This window comes from Mycetocola zhujimingii, assembly GCF_003065425.1.
Taxonomy (GTDB): domain Bacteria; phylum Actinomycetota; class Actinomycetes; order Actinomycetales; family Microbacteriaceae; genus Mycetocola_A; species Mycetocola_A zhujimingii.
The window spans coordinates 2,442,083-2,456,521 of sequence record NZ_CP026949.1; the positions used below are offsets into that span (position 1 = coordinate 2,442,083).

The following is a 14,439-nucleotide window of genomic DNA, read 5'->3' on the forward strand; positions in this document are numbered from 1 at the left end:
GTTCAGGAATCGGAAATGTTAAACAGCGTCAGGCGCCGATCGGCCCGACGAGCCGGGTGCCGCATCCGGGTTGCTCGCAGCGGTGTCGGCGGCAGCGTCTTCGAGCGCTTTTGCCAGCTCACTGTCGACTTCGTTGAACGCGTCAGAGATCGCTTCGATCTGCTGCTGAAGTGCTTTGATCGACTCGGTCATGTCCGCGCGCTTGTCGTTCCACTTGTGCGCAAAGTCGGTGACCTTCCCCGACAGTTCATCGTGTCCTACGGCGTTCGCCACCTCGTCGCTGAAGCCGTCGGCCTTCTCGAATTCCTTCGCGATAGCGTCGAGGTCTGTCGTCAGCTGCTCGAGCAGGTCAGTGCGGATTTCCAGGTCGCTCATGGCGAACTCCTTTCAGCGTGTGGACGGCCGGCCCTGATGGGCCGGCCGCGACAAAGGTTGTGCGGGTGTTAACCGCTGATGCCCTTGGCGAGCTCGCTGTCAACGTTGCCGAGAGCATCCGCCGCCTGCGTCAGGAACTGGCTCATGCCCTCAAGACCGTTCACAGCCTCCGTCGTGCCCTTGGTGAACTGGTCATACGACGTCTGGAACGCACCCGAAGCCTGGTCAGTCACAAACCCGTTCTGAACCAGGCTGTTCACCTGCGTCTGCAACTCAGTCAGCTTCGAAACGAGATCTTCCTTACCCGTCGTCAGACGCGTAGCAGCATCCGTCATCTCGCTGTAAGTCACATTCATGTTCGCCATGACAACACTCCTCAAAATCTCGGGCCAACCCCAACGGCTGACCGGCACACCACACACTATCGACCAGCACACCACCCACCAATGGGGAGGACTCCCCATGCCCCCTAAGTGGGGTCGACGAGTGGGAGTTGAACCCGGGCGAACTTACCCCTGGCGATATACATGCCACGCCCGGGCGGGAATTCGGACTTCGCGATGCGCGGCAGCGGCGTCTTGAGGATGAGGTCTCCCTCGATCATGTCCGGCTGAAGCAACAACCCGCGCCTGGCGTTCTTGAACTCGCTCATGAGCGGCCAGGACGAGTTCCAGGACGACGTTTCTGCCTCGGCGAGTATGAAGTGGTCGCTGCGCTTGACAGCCTTCGTGAGCTCGACGATTGCGGCGTCGGCCGGGGTCTGCAGGAAGTCACCGATCGCCTCGATAAAGACCGCGATGCGGCCCTCCGTCTCCGGGTCAGCCACGGCGGCCGACAGGTTCTTGGCAAGCGCCGCAATGGACTCGATGGTGGTCGCTGCTTCGACCCATTCACGGCCGCTCGACACTGCGGACCTGGCGTTGCCGATGTAGTAGAACCGGGTCTCCGGGTCAAAATGCCGGAACGCATCGATGATCGCGAACAACGAATTGGTGCGTCCGGTCGCCGGTCCTCCGGCGAGGAGCATGGAGCCGGCCGGATCGATTCCGTACGGGCCGAGTTCGGCCTCACTGATACCGAGGACCGGCTTCCCGTCGAGGGCCGCAGGAAGATCGGACTGCGCATATTCCTTGGGCAGCGAACCGATGGGCGGCGTTTCGACCACTCCCGCACGTCCCATGGACGCGGCGAGGCGCCTGGTTGCCGCAGCCTGGTCGGACATCTGCGCTGAGCCACCGATGATCGCGATCTGGGTTTCGAACCCGTCGACAATCGCCCGGCCGGGAGGCGACGTTGCCGAAAGCACATCGCTCGGTGCGTCGAGCAGGCTGTATCCGCTCTCATCCGAGAGCCGCAACACGACGCGACGCTGAATGTTGGATCCGATGCTGCCCGGCACGGCGCCCGGCCGGTCCGCGGTGAACGCCACGTGCATGCCAAGCTGCCTGCCATCCGTCAGGATGCTCTTGAATACGTCGTACCAGATCGATCGTCCCGCGGGCACTTCCCACTCATTGCGGAAGGCCGGGTAACCGTCGATCACCAGGAGGATGCGGGGTTCATCCGGGCGGTTGGCCAGACGACGATAGTCGGTGATGTTCGCAGCGCTGGCCTCGGCATAGCGGGGGCCGCGCGCCTCCAGTTCACTGTTCAAACGACGGAACAAACGCACGATGCGTTCGGTGTCGTCGCCCGAGATCACCGCACCAACGTGCGGAAGGTCGTTGAGCATCCGCAGGCTGCCCGCACCGAAGTCGAGGCCGTAGACCTGCACGGGCCCACCCCGAGGGGTGATTCCCGCTGCGCCGGCTATCGTGCGCAGGGCAGCTGACTTGCCGGAGCCACCGGTTCCGAAGATCGCGATGTGGCCGTCGACATCCGGCTGGAAGTAGACGGGCTTTTGCTGCTGGATGTCCGGAAGGTCAGAGACTCCGAGGAGCAGGTCGGTGTCGCTGCGCTGGCGCAGCAGCCCGAGGTCGTAGATCGATGCGATCTCGTCGAGCCATGGCCGTCGCGGTGCCGGGATTCCGGCTGAGGAGGCCGCTGTGATCAGGGATGCGACCAGCCGCTGCTGGTCGGTCGGGCCGAGATCCTTTTCCTCGGTCTGGGTGGAGTTCGGCTCTTCCCATCTGGTCTCGCCTCCGAACTTCAGCTCGGCGACGTCGATGTCAGGCCTGTCGATCTCTTTCGTGGTCCAGCCGCCCGCGTACCCCGACTGGAACTTCATAAGCCGCCCTGGCCCGGTCTTGGCGACACCGCGTCCGGGAATGGCGGGGTCGAAGTGCGCCGCGTCCTGGATCCCGACGACGTCCTGGCTGTCGGACTCGTCTGCCATGCGGAGCGCGACCCTGAGGTTGGTGTTTGCACGGAGGTTGTCTTTGATCACTCCGGCGGGGCGCTGTGTCGCCATGATCAGGTGGATGCCGAGCGACCGGCCACGCTGGGCGATGTCGACAACGCCATCGACGAACTCGGGAACCTCACCGACGAGTGCCGCGAATTCATCGATGACGAGGATGAGAGCGGGAGGGCTGTCGGGGTCGCCGCGCTTCTCCAGCTCGAGAAGGTCTTTGGCTTTCTTGCGGTTGAGCAGGTGCTCACGGAAATGCAGTTCGGCCCGAAGGCTCGTGAGCGCACGTCGAACGAGGTGCGGGCTGAGGTCCGTGACGAGCCCGACCGTGTGCGGGAGCGACACGCAGTCGGCGAACGCGGATCCGCCCTTGTAGTCGACGAAGAGGAACGTGACGCGGTCCGGGCTGTACTCAGCAGCCATGCCGAGAACCCACGCCTGCAGGAACTCGCTCTTTCCCGCACCGGTGGTTCCACCGACGAGGGCGTGTGGCCCCTGGGTACGCAGGTCGAGGTGCATCGCGTCGACGCCACCGGACCCGACGATCGCCCGGAGCTTGCCCGCTCGGCGCGGCTTGTGCGGAGCGCCGGGGGTGCGGTCGTGGATCGACGAGTTCTGCCGCCACCGGTCGATGACTGCTTCGCTGGATTCGACGAGGTCGTGCCCGAGCAAAGTCACCAGCGAGACGGAGCGGGGCAGGTCGCTCGAATCCTCCACGAGGGCGCCCGCGTCAATCAGCGGCGCCATGCGCTTGCCATAGTCGAGCGCGGTGTCCGCGTCGATGAGTTCGGTCTCGACATCATCGATGTATTCGCCGAGTCGCACGAATCCGGCCGTCGCCTTGGTGCCATCGTCCGGCACCGACAGGAAGGTGCGGCACACCGCGGGAAGCGACGCAACGTCGCGAGCGATCCAGATCGGGTAGACGCCAGCATCCGCCCCCAGCTCCGCGAGCTGAACGAGTCGTGCCCGGTCGACAGCGACGTCGTCGGTGATCAGAACGATGACCGCTGGAATCTGTGACTTGGTACCACTGGAGATCGAGTCTTTGCCCACCTCTGCACCTCGTTCAAGCGCGGCGGCGCCCTGCGTCATGGCCCCACGCCGGACTCTGCTCGACCGGTTGGCACTCAGCCGCGAGTGGATGAGTTCCTCCAGCGCGGACAGGAGGTGGCCGGCGCTCGAGGCGCTGTCGGCAAGGTGGATCGCATCGATCGGGCTGTGAGGCGACGATGTGTGTGGCAGCCATTTCAGCCACGCGAGCTCCTGCGACCAGTCGGGCGTCACCAGGGCGGCGACGACGACCTCCGCTGGCGAGTGCAATGCGGTGATTTGCACGAGAACGGAGTTCACCGAACCCGCGGCGGAATGAGGAGAACCGGCGATGCCGAGGGCACCGGAGTCATAGAGGTTGTCGATGAGGGGAACACCGTCGATCGTCCGGTTTTCTTCGATCACGGCGTCCAGTCGCTCCTGGAACTCGGGAAGCATGTCGCCTCGCGCACCAGAGCTGATCGTGTTGCGGCTGGTCATCGTGCCCACACCGAGCCGGACGTTGAGGAACGACCAGTGTTCCGGGCGTCTCGTCCACAGCACCGGGCCGCGCCTCATCGCCTGCTCGTACGCTTCCTGGGTCGAGGGCGACTCGCCCAGCCGGAGCTCGCGCTCCGTTGGGCGTTCCTTCTCCATTTCGAGATTCAGCGCCTCGAGCCGCGCCTCGAACTTTTTGATCTGCTTTTTGAGTTTGCGCTTGTCCCGCTGCTTCTGCATGACGAAGTTGCCGATAATCATGATCGGCGACAGAGCGACGAAGATCAGGGAGGTCAACCGCTGCGTGACGGCGAAGAGCCCGAAGCCCATCAGGGCGGGGGCCAGCATGGCGAGGAAAGGGAACGGCTGGTCGTCGGGTTCGGCAGGCACTTCCGGCCCCGCGAATTCCTGGCCGAGATAGCGCTTCTCGACACGCGGTGACCGGTTGAAGAAGATCGGGCCGGCCTTGGGCGCAACACCCGAGTGCACGACGGATTCCGAGAGCGTGATTTTGAGCTGGGTATCACCGAGTTGAATGGTGTCGGAGTCCGTGACGCGGAGCCGGGACACCAGCCCACCATCGACTTCGACACCGTTGGCCGAGCCGAGGTCGATGACGTCGACGCCATCGCCTACTTCGAGCCTGACGTGCTTCTTCGACACGAGTTTGTCATCGAGCGCCAGGTCGCAGGACGCATCGCGCCCGACTGTGTAGCTGCCGACCGACAGTGGGATGGTCCGCCCGACGTCGGGACCGGAGAGGATCGTCAGCGTCGCGATGGTCGGCGCGTGCCCGGTCTTCGCCTGGGAGAAGTACTTGCCAGCATCCGAGATGTGGACAGTCGCGCCCGATCCGATCCATGCCTCGCCGACCGGCCCGTCAGGGGGCAGCGGCAGCCACTCGGTGTGTCCCGGAAGCGCGGCCTGCAGCGTGTAGTCACCCTCGGGCGGCAGCGGCTGGGCGGGGTCGGCCCGCGCAACCTTCGACGCGACCTCTGCGATCGTGGCCGCGGCATCCGTGGTGACGACGATGTCCTCACGCGATCCGTTCGGGCGCGCGAGAGTCAGTTTGAGACGCATCGGAGGTTCCCTTTCGCAGGTCGGTCCCGGCGAATCATCGCCGGGACCGGAAGTACTGTCACACTATCGGCCGATTCCGCCCTTCGGCGTCACGATGTGGACTAGTCCCCATTCCGACTGTGGCGGTCGCGACGCATGCGAGCGCGACGGCCAGATACACAGTTGGATACCCGGACTGTGCGAGCGCCAGGGCCGGTCCCTTGAGGGGGTCGCCACTGCCGAGTCCGTGAAGCACAAGCGCGGCCAGGAGAAATGCACCACCCGCACCCACGGCTGGGAGCAGATATCGCGAAACCCCGGTGACACCCTCAGGCAACCGCAGCAGCACGACGAGCCAGCCCGCCACCGCGGCGATGATCATGACCGGTGGGAGCCAGGCCGCGTAATCACTGCCCCCGATCGGCTCACCGAGTCCGACGCTGAGGGCCCACGCGCCTCCTCCGAGCACGACGAGATACCCGACAGCTACGGCCAGCAGACGCCCAGGCGATTGCGGATTGCCGCTCACTAAGAGACCACGGGCCCCTGCTCGAGAATGCGCTCGTACTCGGCCTGAGCCTCTGCGTTGCGCTCCCTGACCTTGCGTCCGCGCGATGCAATCCACGCACCGAACCAGATCGGCACCTCTCGTGCGACGAGGAACGAGATGATGGCGGCGGGCGAAAGCAGTGCCTGGCGGACGGTCTCTGACACCTGATTTGGGGTGATGTTGTTTGCCTGGTCGACGAGCACTCCACCGAGGAACGAGGCATAGACGATCGCCGCGACGGCAAAGCCGCCCAGGACGTAGGCCCACCAGCCGCCGCGGTTGACGACCGCCACCAGCAGGGCCATGGCGAGGAAGAAGAAGATGACGGGAATCCAGTACGGTGCCTTGGCCAGGACATCCCCCAGAACGTCGACGGAACCGTTGTTGACGACGAGGATCAGGGCGAGGATGCCGGCGTACAGGGCGGCGAACACCGCGGTAGCGAGGAGCGAGACGGCGATGCCGAAGCCGCGGTTGCTCTTGGGCTTCGGTTTCGACGGCGCCTGCACGTAGATCGGCTGGCGAACGGCGGCCGGAGCCGAGGCGGTTGCTGTGTCCCGCGTGCCGTTGTCGTCGGAGTTCCGGTCAGAGCGATCGTTGCGCTCCCGGTCGGCCTGATCTTGCCGGTCGGCTTCTGCGCGAGCCGCGGCAGCGCGTTCTGCGGCGCGTTCTGCTTCTGCACGCGCGGCCTCTGCGCGTTCTGCTTCTGCACGAGCGGCTTCGCGCTCGGCAGCGAGGCGCTGCGCAACGGTCTGCTCGGCGGGGACAGCACCGGTTCCTGCCTCGGCTGCACGAATTTCGTCCTCGCGAAGGTCGGCCTGGGTCAACACGCTCGGCTCGCTCGACGATGCGACGCGCGCGTCGGACTCTGCCGGGCGGTCGGCGTCAACGGGAGCGGCGTCAACAAACGCAGGCTCACCATGCTCGCGCTGAACGTATTCAGGCTCAACGTACTCGGGGTCAACAGCGGAACCGTAGTCGATGACGATCTCGCGGTCGTCGGCGGGATCCACGGTGGGCGCAACAGCCGTGTCGCCCTCACGAGGCAACTGGTCCGCAGTGTGCGACTCCGGGTTCGATCCGTCGCGGATCTCTTTGTCGGGTTCCGGGGTTGTGTTGCTCATGTGACGCTCCTCGTTGCTCGGGGCGTACAGTGCCCCCTTTGTGGTCACTGTAGCGCGAGCAGGCTCCCGCGAAGCCCTAACGCGCGGGAGTTAGTCGTCATCCAGCGGGTGGAGAACGCGGTGCAGGAACTGCTTGGTTCGTTCTTCGCGCGGCGCCGAGAACATCTGGCTCGGGGTACCACGCTCGATAATGACGCCCTCGTCCATGAAGAGGACCTCGTCAGCGACCTGTCGCGCGAATGCGAGTTCGTGGGTGACGACGAGCATCGTCCAGCCCTCATCGGCGAGTTCCTTCATGACCACGAGTACGTCTCCGACGAGTTCGGGGTCGAGCGCGCTCGTTGGCTCATCGAACAGGAGCAGGTCCGGTTTGAGAGCCAGTGCCCGGACGATACCGACACGTTGCGCCTGTCCGCCCGACAACTGGAACGGGTAGACGTCGCGCTTCTCCGCCATGCCGACGCGTTCAAGCAGGGCTTCGGCCTCGCTGACCGCCTGCGCCTTCCGGACACCCTTGACCTGGACCGGGCCTTCGATGATGTTCTCGAGCACCGTCATGTGCGGGAACAGGTTGTAGTGCTGGAACACCATGGCCGTGCGGTTGCGGAGCGCGAGAATGTCCTTCTTCGCCGGCTTTGCTGCATAGTCCACGCGGATGCCGCCTGCCGCGGTGACGACACCGGCCTCCGGGATCTCCAGGCCGTTGATCGAGCGGAGCACCGTGGTCTTGCCGGAGCCGGATGGCCCGATGAGCACGAGAACCTTGCCGCGGTCGACGGAGAGGTCGATGCCGCGAAGAACCTCGTGCGTGCCGAACTTCTTGCAGAGGCCGGTCACCTCGAGAAGCGGTGCGTCCTGGCCGGTGTTAGTGAGCGACATAGCGGTCCAACCTCTTTTCGAGCAGGCTCTGCCCCGATGACAACACCAGGCAGATCAGCCAGTAGATGAGCGCGGCCTCGAGGTACAGCAGCATGAACTCGGACGTAAACGATGCGATCTTCTGGGCCTGGCGGAACATCTCCGTCACCAGGATCAGCGATGCGAGAGAGGTGTCCTTCACCAGGCTGATGAAGGTGTTCGACAGCGGGGGCACGGAAACCCGCGCCGCTTGGGGCAGAATCACGCGTCGCAGGGCTCGCGCTCGCGACATCCCGATTGTGTATGCGGCTTCCCACTGCCCCTGATGCACCGAGAGGATGGCCGCGCGGATGACCTCTGCCGCATAACCGCCGACATTGAGCGAGAAGGCGATGATCGCGCTGGGCCAGGGGTCGATGGTGACGCCGATTGACGGCAGCCCGTAGAAGATGACGAAGAGCTGGACGAGGAGCGGCGTTCCGCGAATGATCGAGATGTAGACGCGGGCGATGCTCGACACGAGCCGGTTTCGCGAAAGCCGCATGATCGCGACGAGAAGCGCAAGCGCGAGTCCGACGGCGAACGAGATCAGCGCGAGGGGAATCGTGCCGGTGATTGCTCCAGACAACAGCGGCCAGAACGAGCTGAGAAACAGAGTCCAACCGGACTCTGTCGCTCCGCCCGTTGCCGCTGTCGGCGCGGGTGCCGACAGCGTGACGTTGAGAAATTGCCACTCGGTCATGAGGGCAGTGTCCCAGCCGCGGGGACTACTTGCTCACGTCCTCGCCGAAGTACTTCACGGAGATCTCGGCGAGCGTCCCGTCTGCGGCGAGCTCGGCGAGAGCCTCATTGATGGCCTCGGCGAGGTCATCGCTGCCCGACTTCAGGGCGAAGGCGCTGAGAGACGGGTCTTCGGTTTCGGCGACTACCTTGATGGGGGCGTCAGGCTTTCCCTTGAGGTAGTCGAGGTAGGTGAGCTTGTCGTTGACCGTGGCGTCGATGCGTCCCTGCTCGAGAAGTTCGATGGCCTGGGCCCAACCCTCAACGCCTTCGACCGTTGCCCCTGCTTCTTCGGCAACCTTGTACCAGTTGCTCGTGAGCGACTGGGCTGTGGTCTTGCCGGCGAGGTCCTCGAGCGAGGTGATGTCTGTGTTGTCTTCGGAAACGATCAGGACGCCCGGTGAGACCGTGTACGGATCGGTCAGTGTGTACTGTTCTTCGCGGTCGGGGCTGATCGAGACCTGGTTGGCGATGATGTCGAAGCGCTCAGCTTCGAGACCGGCGAAGATGCCGTCCCACTGTGTTTCTTCGAATTCCACGTCGAGTCCGAGCTGGTCGGCGACGGCGGTGACCACCTCAACGTCGTACCCGGTGAGGTCTCCGGCTCCGCCTTCGTGGAAGCTGAACGGGCGGTAGGTTCCCTCGGTTCCGACGACGAGAGTCCCGGCTTCGGTCACACGCTCGAGTGCACTTCCGCTCGTCTCCTTGGCTGATCCTCCGCCTGCATCAGCCGAGCAGCCCGACAGAGCGAGACCGGCAACGATGGTTGCTGCGAAGACAGTGGTGAGACGGCGTGAGTTCATGACGTGGGTGTTACCTTTCAACTTTGTGGAGGCATCGCGATCAATCAATCCAGCGGATGCGCCAACTTACGACCCTAAGTGGACTCGGTCGGCAGACAAATTCGCGTGACGGACTATTACTCTGACGTGACAGGTATTTATTACTTTGAATAGAACCGTCGACTGCTCGGGTTTATGCCTGTGCACGCAGATTTATTTGATATTCGAACCCCGAGCTCCAGTTTGCGCTCGAATTCCGCACCTGCACTCGGCCGACCGGGCGGGCCGGACGCCAATCCCCAGACATGCTCATGCTCGCCCTCAGCTGCACCTACGCGGTGCAGCCGACTACGCGGTGCGGGTGTGCTGGGTTGGCAGGTGGGCGGAGCTCTCCCCCGGCCCTTGACCACCGGGTCTAACCGCCCGGTCACCGCCACCACCGGCAACGCCCGCCCCAGCACTGCCTCTCCCGGCGGCGGCGGCTCGTGCTGCGGCGTCCGCGGCGTCGGTTGCTGCTTTGATCCCGGCCAGGCGGAGTCGTTCCTTCTCCAGCGGTGATTTCGAGGGCATCCGGATCGGGATCCGTTCCCCGTTCTCGCCCGGCGGCGGGATCAGGTAATACTCACCCTCGATCCGAACCACCCGATACCCAAACGTGTGCACCAAAGTGTGGTGATACGGACACAACAGGATCCCATCGGCGAGATCGGTGCAGCCCTCGTGGGCGACCCATTCGTTGATGTGGTGCGCTTCGGTCATCGACGGCGGACACTCACACCCCTCGATCCGACACCCACCGTCCCGCACCGCCATCGCCACCCGCTGCTTCCGGGTATGCAGTCGTTGCTCCCGCCCGACGTCGAGGATCGTGCCGGAAGTGTCCATCAGGATCGGTGAGATCCCGGAGATACAGATCTGCTTCTCGATCACACTGCCCGGAACCGCATCTTTACTGTCTTCGAGATAGCCGGTACCGACCAGGTGCTCCGCACCTTCACCGTCAGTACCGTCACTGTCGGTGGTGCGGTTGTCGAGGTTGGGTTCGGTGATCACCACCCGGATCCCGGGTTGGCGTGACCCATACGTTGCGGTCGGGTCGGCCTGCACACCGGTGCGCATCGCACCCATCAGGATGTCGTACACGATCTGGTCGTTACTGCGCTCATCAACCCGGAGTTTCTCGGCCCGTTCCGCCTCGACCGGATCCACCATCCGCGGGCCGCCCCGGCGCGGCCGCAACGCCGCACCCACGATCGACTCCACCCAGGCGGCGCCTTCCTCATCGAAGGCCACGTACGCCGTTTTCGTGCCGTCGTCGTTGCGGCCGAACCGCCACTTCCGGTTCGCGAACCGCTCATCCCACCGCAACTGCACCCCGGCCGGATCAATCCGGTCCCGCAGATGCCGCGCACGTGCGCCGAGCTCGTCAGCGTTCACACCGGCAGCATCCGCAATGAGCTCCACCGCTGCCGCGCGCAGCATCTCCACATCCACCCGCTCATTCGGCACCCCGAGGCCCCGCATGATGATCGTTACCGCCTCGGACCGGATCACACCTTCCCGCGCTGCCCGAGAGATCGGCTCGTGCCACGGCACCACCGGCACCGGACGCAATACCGACACCGCAGCGCGGTCTTTGTCCGCCTCGGGGTCGGCATCAGGATCAACGAGGATGTTCCCGTCAAGATCAACCAGTGGCTCATCCGAGCCGTCGACACCGGGGCCACTGCCAGGACCAGTGCCGGAGCCTAACCCGGTCGGGTGGGTGGCGGCATCCGCTTCACCCATCGCCTCGCCGAGCCGCACCTGCCGGAACGCCTCGGACTTCGTCGACCCGGTCAACCGTTGCACCAGATTCACCGCCGTGCGATCCCCGGTCGACTGCGCCCACCCCGAATAACCCAGATCACGCGCCGACCGCTTCGCCGCAACCCCAGCACCGGCCGCGATCACCGCATCCAGCTCGGACTTCGCCCGCGCCGCGTTGCGCAGCAACTCCTCCAGCTCGGCATTCGCTGCCCGCTCCAACACCATCGATAACGGCAGGTCAGCGTCGGAGACAGTCCCAGCAGCGCCAGCAACAACGCCAACACCGCCACCGCCTACACGAGGGCTCATCTGCTCCGGCTCCGGCTCCGGCTCCGGCTCCGGCTCCACCGGCACAAATCGCGGCCGCTTAAACGACGAACCGGCACCACCGAACTCGGTGATGCCGGTCGAAACCTCAGCAGACGAAGATCCGCCCCTGCCAGAACCCCGTAACGATCCTGACGCAGGTTCAGGACCGGACGCTGGCTCCGGCCCCGCGGCATTCCCCGCCGCACGACCAACCGCCTCAATGGCGTCCTCATACCGGGCGATCTGGTCACACACCCGAAGGGCGACCTCTCGAATCTGCTCGGACACCTTTGCCATACTTCATGATACCAAGAGATTCGATATTAGAGAAGCGTTTTCCGTAAAAGATTAGAACATATCTTCACTCGACCATCCCCGCGCGTCGCGCGCATCGGGAGCCGGCCCGCAGCCCTACTTCTCCAGCAGCGTGTAGATATACCCGGTCACCACGGTGACTAACAGCTCCGGCGCGTCGTCTTTCGGCGCCATCGACAGTTGCGTCGCCATGAACAAGCGAGGCCCGTGCTGCAGCTTGTCAACAAACGACCGCACGCCGTCACGATCGCCCTGCACGTTCACCGTGATCGGAATCGCCACAAAGTTCTCAGCGGAGATGCGAGCATCGGTGATGACCGTGGGAGTTTCAGGCCCTTCTGGTTCGGATGCCGCGGCATCCGTTTCAGCAGCTTCGTCGCCTTCCGCAGCTTCCTCGCCTGAATCCTCAGCCGGAGCCTCCGCCGGAGGCGGGGCAATCGACGTTTCCGGAGCCGTGTATTCGATCGCCTCGGCCACCGTGAGGGACGTAACCGTCGTCCCGCTCTCAGCTGCCAGAGTGTCGAGCTGGGTCAGAAACGCAGGAAGATCTCCGTCTGCAGGGATCGAGCTTCGCAAACCAGCAAGCTCAGCCCGCAGCGCATCGATGCTCTCAAAGTCGCCTTTCAGTTTGGCGATCGTCTGAACGGTCGCGTCGTTCTGCGCTTCCACAGAAACCCGCTGCTCGTCGGCGGCGGCCTTCGCCTGCAGTTGCGGGTCAACACCGACGAACCACCCCATCGCGAGGATGCCGACCATAACGACGGCGAGGCCGAGGACCCAGAGCTTGTACTTGTCCATAACTACTCGCCACCCTCACCGTTCGCAGCATCGCCGGAGTCGTCAGCATCCGCGTCAACTTCTCCATCGGCCTCCGCGTTCGGATCAACCTTCTGGTCCTCAGGCACGTAACGCTGTGACCACGCGCCCTCACCGATGTGCATGGTCACGACGGTCTTGTACAACCCGGTCTCCTCCTCGAGGGTGATCGAGTCAGGATTCGCATCGGTATACCCCGGCAGTTTCGACAGGGCAACGAGCCACGCGTCAGTATCCGGCAACGCAACAGTCGCCGCCCCGAATGTCAGCGTCGCCACCCTCATGCCCTGCAGCGGTGCACTCGGCTGTCCATAATCAACAAGAGGCGACGCCCCGTCGATCGCGATCTCGACAACAAGAACGTTTGGGGGCAGGGTCGCCTCGATCTGGTCGATGTACGCCTTCCAGTCGATCTCCGTCGCCGATCCGACCATCTGGCCGGCCTTCACTGTGGCGAGCGCATCCTGCACGACGCGCACATCCGCATACTTCTGCTGCTCGAGCAGCAGCTCCGCCGTACGGTTCTGCTCGGCCTGCAACTGGATTTGCGCGGTAAGCGCGAAGTAGAACGACGTCCCGGTCGCAACAAACACGAGCAGAACAACTCCGAGCGTTGCGTAGATCATCGAGCGCATGCCCCGCTTGCCGCGGTGCACAGCCCGGATCTCGAGCGGCAACAGGTCCGCCCGCGGCACTCCTCCAATTACCAGCGACTCTGTACTCTTGCTCATGCTTTGCTCCCCAGCGCGAGTCCGAGAGCCACGAGAATCGAAGCCTGGCGCTCGCGCAATTCGTCCGCGTTGAATGATTTCCCCAACGCGATGCCCGCATACGGGTCTGCCTGGATCACGCGCGTGCGCGTCAATTCGGCGAGCGCGTCAGGCAGCCCGCCGAGGTTCGCTCCCCCGCCCGTGAGCAGGATGCGGTCGACGGATGCCTCCGGCCGCGACTGGCTGAAATACTCCAGCGTATTGCGCGCGCTGATCAGCAGTTCACTCGTCACCTCGTTGATGATTTCCATCGGGTACTGGTATTGCGGGTCGTCGACACTCGTCCGAAGGCCGAGCCCGCGTTTGAGTCCGTCGGCCTGCTCCGGGGTGGTCTCCAGCCGCTGCGCAAGCGCCGTGGTGAGGTCATCGCCACCCGCAGGGATGATGCGCAGGAACTGCGGCACCCCGTTCGTCGCAATAACGATGGTGGTGGCGGATGCTCCGATGTCGACGATCGCGACGGTCCCGTTCGCCTGGTCCCCACGAAGCAGGACCCGGGCAAGGGCGAACGGAATGAGGTCGACTTCTTTCGTGGTCAACCCTGACTTCTCGACCGCGCGGACGTTTCCCATAACGGCTTCCTTGATCGACGCGATGAGCAGCCCGTGCACAACGGGGCCCGTGTCTGACTGGCCTTCGGAGACGGGATAAAAGTCGAGCATGGCGTCGGCCACCGGAACCGGCAGCAGTTCCTGCACCTGGAACGGGAGGGCTTCGCGGATCCGTTCCTGTGACATCCGCGGCAGGGTCAGGTCTCGAGCGAGCACCCGCTGGTTGCCCATGCCGATCACCACGTTCTTGCTCTTGAACCCGCCGGTCGACCACAGCCGTTTGAGCACGGATGACACGGTGCTCGGCTCGATCACCTCACCCCGGTTCACCGCCCCCGTCGGCAGCGGAAGCTCGTGAAAGCGCAGGAGAGTGGGGCGCGCCTTATCGGCATCTTTCAGCTCGACGGCGCGGATAGCGACGCTACCGATGTCGATACCCACGATTGTTGCTGACATGCTTC

12 protein-coding genes are annotated in these 14,439 nt (G+C 64.3%); all 12 read right to left on the reverse strand.

Annotation, left to right across the window (positions count from 1 at the left end):
* Nucleotides 1-18: 18 nt before the first annotated feature.
* Nucleotides 19-375 carry a hypothetical protein gene (locus tag C3E77_RS11710; RefSeq protein ID WP_198412142.1) on the reverse strand — a complete coding sequence of 119 codons (357 nt, stop codon included), beginning with the start codon at nt 373-375 and terminating at the stop codon, nt 19-21.
* Nucleotides 376-443: 68 nt separating this feature from the next.
* Nucleotides 444-740 (reverse strand): WXG100 family type VII secretion target, encoded by a 297-nt coding sequence (locus tag C3E77_RS11715; protein WP_108391795.1) that lies wholly within the window; start codon nt 738-740, stop codon nt 444-446.
* Nucleotides 741-844: 104 nt separating this feature from the next.
* A complete protein-coding gene (locus tag C3E77_RS11720; RefSeq protein ID WP_108391800.1) occupies nt 845-5,335 on the reverse strand; it encodes a type VII secretion EssC family protein in 4,491 nt (1,496 codons plus the stop codon).
* Between the two features lie 58 nt (nt 5,336-5,393).
* Complete coding sequence (locus C3E77_RS11725; protein ID WP_108391801.1) at nt 5,394-5,843, reverse strand: hypothetical protein; 450 nt, start codon at nt 5,841-5,843, stop codon at nt 5,394-5,396.
* Nucleotides 5,843-6,988, reverse strand: a complete 1,146-nt coding sequence (locus C3E77_RS11730; protein ID WP_108391802.1) for a transporter permease — start codon at nt 6,986-6,988, stop codon at nt 5,843-5,845. The genes C3E77_RS11725 and C3E77_RS11730 overlap by 1 nt, the downstream gene beginning before the upstream one ends.
* A 90-nt stretch (nt 6,989-7,078) precedes the next feature.
* The gene (locus C3E77_RS11735; RefSeq protein ID WP_108391803.1) at nt 7,079-7,867 is read right to left on the reverse strand and encodes an amino acid ABC transporter ATP-binding protein; all 789 of its coding nucleotides are present in this window, start codon (nt 7,865-7,867) and stop codon (nt 7,079-7,081) included.
* Nucleotides 7,854-8,588, reverse strand: a complete 735-nt coding sequence (locus C3E77_RS11740) for an amino acid ABC transporter permease (protein WP_108391804.1) — start codon at nt 8,586-8,588, stop codon at nt 7,854-7,856. Before C3E77_RS11740 ends, C3E77_RS11735 begins: the two co-directional genes overlap by 14 nt.
* A 25-nt stretch (nt 8,589-8,613) precedes the next feature.
* Nucleotides 8,614-9,429, reverse strand: a complete 816-nt coding sequence (locus tag C3E77_RS11745) for an amino acid ABC transporter substrate-binding protein (protein ID WP_108391805.1) — start codon at nt 9,427-9,429, stop codon at nt 8,614-8,616.
* A 327-nt stretch (nt 9,430-9,756) separates the two neighbouring features.
* The gene (locus C3E77_RS11750; protein WP_162924995.1) at nt 9,757-11,526 is read right to left on the reverse strand and encodes a DUF222 domain-containing protein; all 1,770 of its coding nucleotides are present in this window, start codon (nt 11,524-11,526) and stop codon (nt 9,757-9,759) included.
* A 411-nt stretch (nt 11,527-11,937) separates the two neighbouring features.
* On the reverse strand, nt 11,938-12,639 hold the full coding sequence (locus C3E77_RS11755) for a hypothetical protein (protein ID WP_108391807.1): 702 nt from the start codon (nt 12,637-12,639) through the stop codon (nt 11,938-11,940).
* Between the two features lie 2 nt (nt 12,640-12,641).
* Complete coding sequence (locus C3E77_RS11760; protein ID WP_162924996.1) at nt 12,642-13,388, reverse strand: PilN family protein; 747 nt, start codon at nt 13,386-13,388, stop codon at nt 12,642-12,644.
* On the reverse strand, nt 13,385-14,434 hold the full coding sequence (gene pilM, locus C3E77_RS11765; protein WP_108391809.1) for a type IV pilus assembly protein PilM: 1,050 nt from the start codon (nt 14,432-14,434) through the stop codon (nt 13,385-13,387). Before pilM ends, C3E77_RS11760 begins: the two co-directional genes overlap by 4 nt.
* Nucleotides 14,435-14,439 lie beyond the last annotated feature (5 nt).

Coding starts and splice junctions, on each gene's coding strand:
- C3E77_RS11710 (WP_198412142.1), bottom strand. CDS start 375: ATGAGCGACCTGGAAATCCGCACTGACCTGCTCGAGCAGCTGACGACA.
- C3E77_RS11715 (WP_108391795.1), bottom strand. CDS start 740: ATGGCGAACATGAATGTGACTTACAGCGAGATGACGGATGCTGCTACG.
- C3E77_RS11720 (WP_108391800.1), bottom strand. CDS start 5,335: ATGCGTCTCAAACTGACTCTCGCGCGCCCGAACGGATCGCGTGAGGAC.
- C3E77_RS11730 (WP_108391802.1), bottom strand. CDS start 6,988: ATGAGCAACACAACCCCGGAACCCGACAAAGAGATCCGCGACGGATCG.
- C3E77_RS11735 (WP_108391803.1), bottom strand. CDS start 7,867: ATGTCGCTCACTAACACCGGCCAGGACGCACCGCTTCTCGAGGTGACC.
- C3E77_RS11740 (WP_108391804.1), bottom strand. CDS start 8,588: ATGACCGAGTGGCAATTTCTCAACGTCACGCTGTCGGCACCCGCGCCG.
- C3E77_RS11745 (WP_108391805.1), bottom strand. CDS start 9,429: ATGAACTCACGCCGTCTCACCACTGTCTTCGCAGCAACCATCGTTGCC.
- C3E77_RS11750 (WP_162924995.1), bottom strand. CDS start 11,526: ATGAGCCCTCGTGTAGGCGGTGGCGGTGTTGGCGTTGTTGCTGGCGCT.
- C3E77_RS11755 (WP_108391807.1), bottom strand. CDS start 12,639: ATGGACAAGTACAAGCTCTGGGTCCTCGGCCTCGCCGTCGTTATGGTC.
- C3E77_RS11760 (WP_162924996.1), bottom strand. CDS start 13,388: ATGAGCAAGAGTACAGAGTCGCTGGTAATTGGAGGAGTGCCGCGGGCG.
- pilM (WP_108391809.1), bottom strand. CDS start 14,434: ATGTCAGCAACAATCGTGGGTATCGACATCGGTAGCGTCGCTATCCGC.